A 10,417-nucleotide genomic window follows, 5' to 3' on the forward strand; every position below is an offset into this window, starting at 1 on the left:
CGTCGCCGTCCCACCAGCGGCACCGCAGGTGGGCGACCGCGTAGCTCCGCCGCCCCGCCGCCCCGCCGCCGGCCGATCCGCAAACCACCACGCCCGCCGCGCCTGGCCGACCCGAAGCGTCGGCTGCGGCTGGGCATGTTCCTGACCCTGGCCGTCTTCGTGGCCATCGGTATCCGGCTCGTCGTACTCCAGGTCGTGCCGGCACCGGCGTACGCCAACGGTGGCGCCGACACCCGGATCGCCTGGGTGGACCTGCCGGCCCCGCGTGGGGCGATCTACGACCGGGACGGGACGGCGCTGGCGCACAGCGTCGAGGCACGTTACGTCTACGCCGACCCGACCCGGGTGAAGGACCCGGCCGCCACGGCCGAGGCGCTCTCCCCGCTGCTCGGCATTCCCCGTTCCGAACTGGTCGAGCGGATGGCGCCACGGAACCGGCCCAACGGGCGGCCATCCGAGTTCGAGTACCTGGCCCGGGGCGTCGAGATCGACACCGCCAAGAAGATCATGGAGCTGGAGCTTCCCGGCATCAACGTGCACCGCGACGAGCGCCGGGAGGTGCCCGGTGGGGACCTCGCCGCGAACCTGATCGGGTTCACCGGGAACGAGATGCAGGGCCTGGAGGGCCTCGAGGCGCGCTACGACGACGTGCTGCGCGGGGTCAACGGCCGGCGGGAGTTCGAGGTGGGGCAGGGGGACCTGGCCGCCCCGATTCCGGGCGGTCGGAACCGGGTCACCGAGGCCCAACCGGGTGGCTCCATCCAGCTCACCATCGACCGCGACCTCCAGTACGAGACGCAGCGGATCCTCAGCCAGATGATGCAACGGGTCGCCGGCAGCACCGGGGCGGCGGTCGTCCTCGACATCCGTACCGGCGAGGTGCTGGCCCAGGCCAGCCACCCGACGTACAACGCGGCCCAGTGGCGGCCCAGCAAGCCGACCGACCGGGAGGACGCGGCGACCAGCTTCGTGGTCGACCCCGGCTCGGTGCACAAGGCGATCGTGTTCGCGGCAGCCCTGGAGGAGGGCATCGTCCGACCGGACACCAAGGTGCCGGTCGCGCCGGCCATCCGCCGTGGTGACCAGACGTTCCGGGACACCCATCCCGCGCCCGCCGGTACCAACATGAGCCTGCCCGGAATCCTGGCCTACTCGTCCAACGTCGGCACGATCAAGGTCGCCGACGCGCTGGGCAAGCAGAAGCTCTACGAGTACCAGCAGAAGTTCTGCCTCGGGCAGGCGACCGGGGTCGGGTTGCCCGGTGAGGCCTCCGGCCGACTGCTCCCACCCGACGAGTGGAGCGGCTCGTCGTACGGGTCGGTGCCGATCGGGCACAGCGTGGACGCCACCCCGTTGCAGATGGCCGCCGTCTACGCCGCCATCGCCAACGGCGGCACCTGGGTGCAGCCACACCTGGTCAGGGAGACCATCGCCCCGGACGGGAAGCGGACCCCGGCGCCGGCACCCCGTACCCACCGGGTGATCAGCGAGGAGAACGCCGCCGCGTTGCGGACCATGCTGGAGGCGGTGACCACCGTCCCGGACGCGACCGGGGTGAAGGCGGCCATCCCCGGCTACCGGGTGGCCGGCAAGACCGGCACCGGATCCCGGTTGGTCGACGGCAAGTACGTCCCGGGCGAGGTGGCCTCCTTCATCGGGATGGCCCCGGCCGACAGCCCGCGCTACGTCGTGGCCGTCTTCGCGCACACCCCGAAGGGGGGCGGTGGCGACATCGCGAGCCCGGCGTTCAAGGAGATCATGAGCTTTGCTCTCCGTCACTACCGGGTACCACCTACCGGTACGAAACCGCCCAAGTTTGTCGTCTATCCCCGTTGACCGGCGATAACCCGACATCATCGGTAAGTGCGGGCGAACTACCGGGGCGGCTGTGCGTCCCGGCCCTGTCGACCGGGTAGGGTCTGACGCCGTGCCCGGCAATCCACGTCCCCGCACCATTGTTCCGATTCGGCTCGGTGACCTCGCCGCTCGGCTCACGATCGAGCCGCCAGCTGGTGCCGCCGAAGTCACGGTGACCGGGGTGACCCACGACAGCGGGGCGGTCCGCCCCGGAGACCTCTACGCGGCCCTGCCCGGATCGCGTCGGCACGGCGCCGAATTCGTCCCGGCGGTCGCGGCGGCCGGCGCGGTGGCGGTGCTGACCGACCCTGCGGGCGCCCCTGCGGCGGCCGAGGCCGGCCTGCCCACGTTGGTGGTCCCCGACCCCCGTGCGGTGCTCGGTGAGCTGGCGGGCGCTGTCTACGGCGACCCGACCGCCGGGCTGACCGTGATCGGGGTGACCGGCACCGCCGGCAAGACCTCGACCGCCTACCTGATCGAGTCGGGGTTGCGGGCCGCCGGTCACGTCACCGGGCTGATCGGCACGGTGGAGACCCGACTCGGCGACCTCACCCTGGACAGTGTGCGGACCACGCCGGAGGCCACCGACCTGCATGCCATGCTGGCCGCCGCCCGGGAACGCGGCGTCACCGCCGTGGTGATGGAGGTGTCCAGCCACGCGCTGAGCATGGGACGGGTCGGCGGGGTCCGGTTCGCGGTCGGTGGCTACACCAACTTCGGTCAGGACCACCTGGACTTCCACGCCGACTCGGCGGAGTACTTCGCGGCCAAGGCACAGCTCTTCGACGGCCGGTGCGCCACCGAGGTGCTCAACCTCGACGACCCGGCCCTCGGCCCGCTGTTCAAGCCCGGCACGGTGAGCTACTCCACAGCCGGGGACCCGACCGCCACCTGGCGGGCGATCGAGGTCAGCGACTCCGGCTACACCCAGCGGTTCACCGCCCTCGGCCCGGACGGGATCGCGGTGCCGGCCGGGGTGTCCCTGCCCGGCCGGCACAACATCGCCAACGCGCTGCTGGCGATCGCCACCCTGGTCGCAGTCGGGGTCGATCCGGCCACCGCCGCGTCCGGGGTCGCCGTCTGCCCGGGCGTGCCCGGACGACTGGAACTGGTCGACGCACCCGGGCCGGTACGGGGCGTGGTCGACTACGCACACAAGCCCGACGCGATCGTCGCCGCGCTGGCCGCGTTGCGTGAGCTGACCGCCGGCACCGGTCGGCTGATCTGCGTGATCGGAGCCGGCGGCGACCGGGACCGGGGGAAGCGGCCGGTGATGGGGGCCGCCGCCGCCCGGGGCGCGGACCTGGTGCTGATCACCGACGACAATCCCCGTACCGAGGAGCCGGGCGGGATCCGGGCCGAGGTGCGGGTCGGGGCCGAAGAGGCCGGTACCACGGCACAGCTCCTGGAGGTGCCCGGCCGACGGGCCGCCATCGACGAGGCGGTACGGCTGGCCGAGCCGGGCGATGTCATCGCCGTGCTCGGCAAGGGGCACGAACGCGGGCAGGAGATCGCGGGGCAGACATACCCGTTCGATGACCGGATCGAGTTGGCCTCCGCGCTGACCGCCCGGTTCGGCAGTCCAGTGAGGCAATCATGATCGTCCTTACCCTGGCCGAGGTCGCCGGGGCGGTTGCGGGGCGGCTGGTCGCCGCCGACCCGACCGCCCAGGTCACCGGACCGGTCGAGTTCGACTCACGCAAGGTGGTCCCGGGTGCGCTCTTCGTGGCGTTTCCGGGCGAGAAGGTCGACGGGCACGACTACGCCGCCGACGCGGTGGCCGCCGGTGCGGTCGCGGTGCTCGGCACCCGGGCCGTGGACGGCGTGCCGATGGTGCTGGTCGACGACGCGTTGACCGCCATGGGCAAGCTCGCCCGAGCGGTGGTGGACCGGCTGCCCGGGCTGACCGTGGTCGGCGTGACCGGCTCGTCCGGCAAGACCAGCACCAAGGACCTGATCGGGCAGCTCGCCGTCCGGCTCGGCCCGACCGTCGCGCCGCCCGGATCGTTCAACAACGAGCTGGGCCATCCGTACACGGCACTGCAGGCCGACCCGGACACCCGGATCCTGGTGCTGGAGAAGGGCTCGCGTGGCATCGGGCACGTCCGCTACCTGTGTGAGGTGGCGCCGCCGAGGATCTCGGTCGTACTCAACGTCGGCAGCTCGCACATCGGCGAGTTCGGCTCGGTGGAGGCGATCGCCCAGGCCAAGGGCGAACTGGTCGAGGCGCTACCGGCCGACGGGTTGGCGGTGCTGAACGCCGACGACCACCGGGTACGGGCGATGGCCACCCGTACCCAGGCCCGGGTCGTGCTGGTCGGTGAGGCCCCCGACGCGCAGGTACGCGCCGAGGACGTCCTCGTGGACGAGCGCGGGCGGGCGTCGTACACCCTGGTCACGCCGGAGGGGCGGCAGCCGGTCCGGCTCGGGTTGACCGGTCGGCACCAGGTGGGCAACTCGCTGGCCGCCGCTGCGGTGGCCCGCGAACTCGGCATGCCCCTGACCGAGTTGGCCACCGCCCTCGGCGACCTGGGGCTGATGTCGACCCGTCGGATGGACGTCTACGACCGCCCCGACGGGGTGACGGTCATCGACGACTCGTACAACGCAAACCCCGCATCCACCTCGGCGGCCCTGCGCGCCCTGGCCAGCCTGGGCCAGAACCGGCGGACCGTGGCCGTGCTCGGCTACATGGCCGAGCTGGGGGAGTTTGAGCGGGATGGTCACGCGGAGGTCGGGCGGCTCGCCGCCGAACTCGGCGTCGACCGGCTGTTCGTGGTTGGTGAACCGGCCGCGCCGATTCACGACGGCGCGTCCGGGTTCGAAAATTGGGGAGGAGTGTCGGTGCTGGTAACCGATCAGGCGGCGGCGGTTGATGCGCTGCGCAGCGAGTTACGGCCGGGAGATGTCGTCCTGGTGAAGGGCTCGCGGTACCGCACCTGGGAGGTGGCCGACGCGTTGCGCGTCGAGCCGGGCTCCCCGGTGGCGGGCACGGTAGAGGGGGATGACGCGGCGTGAGGGCAGTCATCGTCGCCATCGGCATCGCCTTCCTCGTCTCGCTCTTCGGTACCCCTCTGGCGATCAAGGTGTTCACCCGGCTCAAGGCAGGTCAGCCGATCCGCGCCGAGGGACCGGTCATGCACCAGGGCAAGAAGGGCACGCCCACCATGGGTGGCGTGGTCTTCATCGTCGCCACGGTCATCGCGTACGTCGCCGGCCACCTGGCCCTGACCACCCTGCCGGATCAGCAGATCGCCCAGGTCGAACCGACCATCACCGCCCTCGTGCTGCTCGGCCTGATGGTCTTCTCCGGTGCGGTCGGGTTCATCGACGACTTCCTCAAGGTCCGCAAGCGCAACAGCGCCGGACTCAACAAGCGGGGAAAGCTGTTCGGGCAGATCCTGGTCGGCGCCGTGTTCGGTGTGATCGCGCTCTACTTCCCGAGCAGCATGGTCGACGCGGAGGGCGACTCGACCAACGTCGAGACCGTGGGTAGCACGATGCTCTCCTTCATCCGGGACATCGACTTCCTCGATGTGGGCAAGGTCGCCTCGGTGATCATCTTCATCTTCGTCGTGATGGCCGCGACGAACGGCGTCAACCTCACCGACGGGCTGGACGGATTGGCCACCGGAGCCTCGGTGATGGTGCTGGCCGCGTACGCGCTGATCGCGTTCTGGCAGTACCGGCACTGGTGCGCCGACCCGGCCTACACCCGGGACTACTGCTACTCGGTACGGGACCCACTGGAGATCGCGCTGATCGCCGGAGCCGCGGCCGGGGCATGTGTGGGCTTCCTGTGGTGGAACACGTCACCAGCCCGGATCTTCATGGGGGACACCGGAGCGCTCGGCCTCGGCGGTCTGATCGCCGGTATGGCGATGTCCACCCGGACCCTGCTGCTCCTGCCGATCATCGGTGGTCTCTTTGTGATCATCACCATGTCGGTGGTTATCCAGATCATCTCCTTCAAGACCACCGGTAAGCGGGTCTTCCGGATGTCCCCACTCCAGCACCACTTCGAGTTGGCCGGCTGGAGCGAGGTCAACATCGTCGTCCGGTTCTGGATCATCGCCGGCATCGGCGTGGCCATCGCACTGGGTCTGTTCTACAGCGAGTATCTGGCCGCGATGAGCTGACCGGTGCCGCTGGCTGCGGAAACGGCCGGCACTGAACGTCGACGGGGGTGTCCCGGCCCGGGCCGGGACACCCCCGTCCGTCGTCCGTCCGGTCGTCCCCTGGCCCGTCACCACGGACCCCGCCCGTTGCCGGTGCCGGGGCGTCCGCCCGTCCGGTCACCGGCCCGGTCGGCCGGCCAGCCCCGGTCGGTACGACGCCGCAGGGTCGACACGCCGACCGGGTCACGTGTGCCGGACCGGCGTGCCGGGCAGGTGATGATGACCCGATGGGGAGGACGAGGGGCCTGCGGCATGACGGATGAGCAGCTACCACCACGCCGTGCCGACGGTGGTCGTACCACGGCGGCAGTGCCCGCCGAGGGACCCGCCCCGGTCGCCGTCAGCGGCACCCGGGGCGTGGGTGTCGGCGGTGCCTTCGCCGCCCTGCGGGGCCTGCTGGCCCGGCCGCTGGCCTCCTACTACCTGCTGCTCTCCAGCGCCGGCCTGCTGCTGCTGATCGGGCTGACGATGGTCTTCTCGGCGACCAGCGTCAAGGCGTACGCCACCGATGGCAACACCTTCGCGGCGATCAGCAAGCAGGCGGCCTTCGCCCTCATCGGCCTGGTCGCCTTCTGGGCCTTCCAACGGCTGCCCGCCCGTACGTTCCGTGACCTCGGGGTGCCGGTGCTCGGCGCGTCGCTGGTCATGCTGGTGATCCTCGACGCACTGCTGGCCTGGGCGAAGCTGCGCAACCTGGAGGTCGCCAAGATCGGCCCGTTGGAGGCCAAGCTGCTCTGGCTCTACCTCGGTCCGATCCAGGTGCAGCCATCCGAGCTGGCCAAACTCGGCCTGGTGCTGTGGGGAGCCAACGTCATCGCCCAGAAGGGTGCCGCCCTGGGTTGGTGGCGGGAACTGCTCAACCCGTTGTTCCCGGTGGTCGGCCTGCTGTTCGTCCTGGTCGGCTACAACGACCTGGGCACGATGCTGTGCCTGTTGGCTGTCGTGGTCGGGCTGCTCTGGGCGGCCGGGGTCCGCAAGCGGATCTTCGCGACCCTGTCGGTGCTGGGCCTGGCCGGGGTCAGCCTGCTGATCGCCGTGGCCTCGCTGGGCGCCGGATCGGGTGAGAAGGACGCGGAGAACTACCGATTACTGCGGCTGACCGCGTTCTTCAAGACCCCGGCCGACTGTGGGGACCCCTGCTACCAGGCGTTGCAGGCCCGGTACGCGATCGACAACGGTGGCTGGTTCGGGGTCGGGCTGGGCAAGAGCGCCACCAAGTGGAACTGGCTGCCCGCCGCCGACAACGACTTCATCTTCGCCGTCCTCGCCGAGGAACTGGGCGTGATCGGGTGCATCGTGGTGCTCGCCCTGTTCTCCGTCCTGGCGTACACCGGCCTGCGGATCGCCCGCCGGATCGAGGACCCGTTCCGGCGATTGGCCGCTGCGGCCGTCACCACCTGGCTGGTCAGCCAGGCTGTGATCAACATCGGTGGGGTGGTCGGGTTGCTGCCGATCACCGGCCTGCCGCTGCCGTTCATCTCCGACGGCGGGAGCGCCCTCGTGGTGACCCTCGCCGCCGTCGGCATGCTGGCCTCGTTCGCCCGGGCCGAGCCCGATGCGGCGAGAGCCCTGCATGCCCGTCCGCCGGCCCGATGGGTCCGACTAGTCTGGGCCCCGTTGCCACCGCTGCCGGCGCGTCGTCGTCGCAGCGACGACAGCGTACGTCCGGATGATGCGCGCAAGCGCCGGGATGGCCGGTGAGAGGAGACGCCGAATGGGGCCGCTGCGGTCGGTCGTACTCGCCGGAGGCGGCACCGGAGGACACATCTACCCGTTGCTGGCCTTCGCGGACTGCCTGCGTCGGCATGACCCACGTGTCCAGATCACCTGCCTGGGTACCCCCAGTGGCCTGGAGAACGAACTTATCCCGCCACATGGCTACGATCTGCGGCTGATTCCCGCCTACCAGCTGCCCCGGTCGGTGAACATGAACCTCATGCGCACCCCGGACCGGATGTGGAAGGCGGCCCGTGCCGCCGGCAAGGTGATCGACGAGGTACGCGCCGACGTGGTCGTCGGCTTCGGCGGCTACGTCTCGGTACCGGGCTACCTGGCCGCCTGGCGGCGGGAACTGCCCATCGTGATCCACGAGGTCAACGTGCCGCCCGGGATCGCCAACCGGCTCGGCATGAAGTTCACCAGACACGTGGCCGTCGGGTTCCCGCACCAGCCGACCCAGGCCGAATCACTACGGGACGCCCGGGTGGTCGGTGTGCCCCTGCGGCGGTCGATCGCCGGGCTGGACCGCGCGGCCCGGCGCGCCACCGCCCGCGCCCACTTCGGGCTGCGCCCGGACCTGCCGACGCTCTTCGTCGCCGGTGGCTCGCAGGGCGCCCGCACGATCAACCTCGCGGTCTCCGGCGCAGCCAAGGAACTCACCGGCGCGGGCATCCAGGTCCTGCACGTCGTCGGCGCCCGCAACGAGCCGATCTCGGTGCCCGAGGACCTGCCGGTGCCCTACGTCACGCTGCCCTACCTGTCGGAGATGGAACTCGGCTACGCCGCCGCCGACCTCATGCTCGGCCGGGGCGGCGCGATGACCTGCGCCGAGGTGGCCGCCGTCGGACTGCCGACGATCTACGTGCCGTACCCGCACAGCAACCAGGAGCAGAAGCGCAACGCCCTGCCCGTGGTCGAGGCGGGTGGTGGGCTCCTGGTCGACGACGCCGAGATGAGCCCCGACTGGGTCCAGCGGACGGTGGTGCCGCTGATCCGTGACCCGCAACGCCTGGCGGCGATGGGCGCCGCCGCGGCCGCGTACGGCCGGCGCGACGGTGACGAGGCGTTGCTGGAATTCGTTTATGAGGCGGTGGCCCGGTGATCGGGCGCACCGCGAGTGGAAGGTTGTCCCTATGAACACCGCGCAGTTCAGCCCCGCCGGTACGGTGACCGCCGAGGAGTTGGGTACGGTCCACCTGATCGGTGTCGGTGGGGTTGGCATGAGCGGCCTGGCCCGACTGCTGCTGACCCGGGGCATTCCGGTCTCCGGCAGTGAATTGCGGGAGTGGCCGACGCTGGCCGGCCTGCGGGCGCTGGGCGGCACCATCCACCGTACCCATGAGGCGGCCAACCTCGACGGGGTGGACACTGTCGTCTACTCCACCGCGATTCCGCAGGACCACGTGGAGCTGGTCGAGGCCCGGCGGCGGGGGTTGCGCGTACTGCACCGGTCGGAGGCGCTGGCGGCGGCGATGACCGGTCGGCGGACGGTCGCGGTGGCCGGCACCCACGGCAAGACCACCACCACTTCGATGGCGACGATGATCCTCCAGCAGGCTGGCCAGGACCCGTCGTTCGTGATCGGCGGGGAGATCTCCGAGGTCGGGTCCAACGGCCATCACGGCAGCGGGGAGTACTTCGTCGCCGAGGCCGACGAGAGCGACCGCTCGTTCCTGCGCTACCGACCGTTCGTCTCGATCATCACCAACATCGACGAGGATCACCTCAACACGTACGGCGACTACGCCGGTCTGGCGACGGCGTTCGCCGACTTCGCCCGGCTCACCGACCCGGACGGGTTCGTGGTGACCTGTGCCGACGACCCGGGCTGCCGGGAGATGACGCAGACGCTACGGGCCGAGGGACGTACCGTGTTCACCTACGGTGAGGCGGCCGACGCCGACCTGCGGGTGTCGGAGATCGTGTCGTCGGCGCAGGGGGTCCGCTACCTGGCCGAGTTGGAGGGCACGCCGCTGGGCGAGATCCGGATGCCGGTCCCCGGGCGGCACATGAGCCTCAACAGCGCCGCGGCGGTGCTCACCGCCTGCAAGCTCGGGCTCGGGCTGGCCGACGCGGTGGCCGCGCTGGCCGTCTTCCCCGGCGTCCGCCGCCGGTTCGAACGCAAGGGGGTCGTCGACGGGGTGATGGTGTACGACGAGTACGCCTACCACCCGGTCTCCATGACCGCCGCGTTGCAGACGCTGCGGGAGGTGGCCGCCGGTGGCCGGGTCATCGTCGTGTTCCAGCCGTACCGGGTCTATCGGACCCGGGACCTGCACACCGCCCTCGCCACCGCTCTCGGGCTGGCCGACGAGGTGGTGATGCTGGAGGTCTTCGGACCGGGTGAGGTACGCCAGCCAGGTGAGGGCGGGGCGAAGCTGACCGAGGCGATCGCGTTGCCGGCCGACCACAAGATCTTCCTCGACTCGTGGGACGACGTGCCCGCCGAGGTGGCCCGACGGGCCCGGGAGGGCGACCTGGTGGTGACCATGGGCGCACCGCCCATCTCGCTGATGGGCGACGAACTGCTCGACGCACTCTCGCGGCGGTCCGCCGAGGGGGTGCCGGTCGGGAAGGCCGCCCCGGCCGGTGCGGGGTCCGCCACCGGCACCGCCGGTCCGGACGCGACGGTCCGCGACGCGGGATGACGTCGGGGTCGACTC

The 10,417-nt window shown here is 71.0% G+C and carries 7 protein-coding genes; all 7 read left to right on the plus strand.

The window, feature by feature from the left end:
* Nucleotides 1-1,836 (plus strand): peptidoglycan D,D-transpeptidase FtsI family protein (locus ACFQ4H_RS34000; RefSeq protein WP_377579248.1); only part of this gene is annotated, 1,836 nt, incomplete at its 5' end.
* A 52-nt stretch (nucleotides 1,837-1,888) separates the two neighbouring features.
* Complete coding sequence (locus ACFQ4H_RS34005) at nucleotides 1,889-3,457, plus strand: UDP-N-acetylmuramoyl-L-alanyl-D-glutamate--2,6-diaminopimelate ligase (RefSeq protein ID WP_377579250.1); 1,569 nt, start codon at nucleotides 1,889-1,891, stop codon at nucleotides 3,455-3,457.
* The gene (locus ACFQ4H_RS34010; RefSeq protein ID WP_377579252.1) at nucleotides 3,454-4,875 is read left to right on the plus strand and encodes a UDP-N-acetylmuramoyl-tripeptide--D-alanyl-D-alanine ligase; all 1,422 of its coding nucleotides are present in this window, start codon (nucleotides 3,454-3,456) and stop codon (nucleotides 4,873-4,875) included. The genes ACFQ4H_RS34005 and ACFQ4H_RS34010 overlap by 4 nt, the downstream gene beginning before the upstream one ends.
* Entirely contained in the window at nucleotides 4,872-5,996 is a 1,125-nt protein-coding gene (gene mraY, locus ACFQ4H_RS34015) for a phospho-N-acetylmuramoyl-pentapeptide-transferase (RefSeq protein WP_377579254.1), read from the plus strand. Before ACFQ4H_RS34010 ends, mraY begins: the two co-directional genes overlap by 4 nt.
* Before the next feature lie 291 nt (nucleotides 5,997-6,287).
* Nucleotides 6,288-7,736: an FtsW/RodA/SpoVE family cell cycle protein gene (locus tag ACFQ4H_RS34020; protein ID WP_377579256.1), complete on the plus strand. Its 1,449-nt coding sequence runs from the start codon at nucleotides 6,288-6,290 to the stop codon at nucleotides 7,734-7,736.
* A 13-nt stretch (nucleotides 7,737-7,749) separates the two neighbouring features.
* A complete protein-coding gene (murG, locus tag ACFQ4H_RS34025) occupies nucleotides 7,750-8,856 on the plus strand; it encodes an undecaprenyldiphospho-muramoylpentapeptide beta-N-acetylglucosaminyltransferase (protein WP_377579258.1) in 1,107 nt (368 codons plus the stop codon).
* 31 nt (nucleotides 8,857-8,887) lie between these two features.
* Entirely contained in the window at nucleotides 8,888-10,402 is a 1,515-nt protein-coding gene (gene murC / locus ACFQ4H_RS34030) for a UDP-N-acetylmuramate--L-alanine ligase (RefSeq protein WP_377579260.1), read from the plus strand.
* The last annotated feature ends 15 nt before the right edge of the window (nucleotides 10,403-10,417 follow it).

Source organism: Micromonospora sonneratiae (genome assembly GCF_042679305.1).
Classification (GTDB): Bacteria; Actinomycetota; Actinomycetes; order Mycobacteriales; family Micromonosporaceae; genus Micromonospora_H; species Micromonospora_H sonneratiae.

Bases quoted from the DNA above. Each gene is read 5' to 3' on its own strand.
- ACFQ4H_RS34010 (WP_377579252.1), top strand. From the start codon at position 3,454: ATGATCGTCCTTACCCTGGCCGAGGTCGCCGGGGCGGTTGCGGGGCGG.
- ACFQ4H_RS34020 (WP_377579256.1), top strand. From the start codon at position 6,288: ATGACGGATGAGCAGCTACCACCACGCCGTGCCGACGGTGGTCGTACC.
- murG (WP_377579258.1), top strand. From the start codon at position 7,750: ATGGGGCCGCTGCGGTCGGTCGTACTCGCCGGAGGCGGCACCGGAGGA.
- murC (WP_377579260.1), top strand. From the start codon at position 8,888: ATGAACACCGCGCAGTTCAGCCCCGCCGGTACGGTGACCGCCGAGGAG.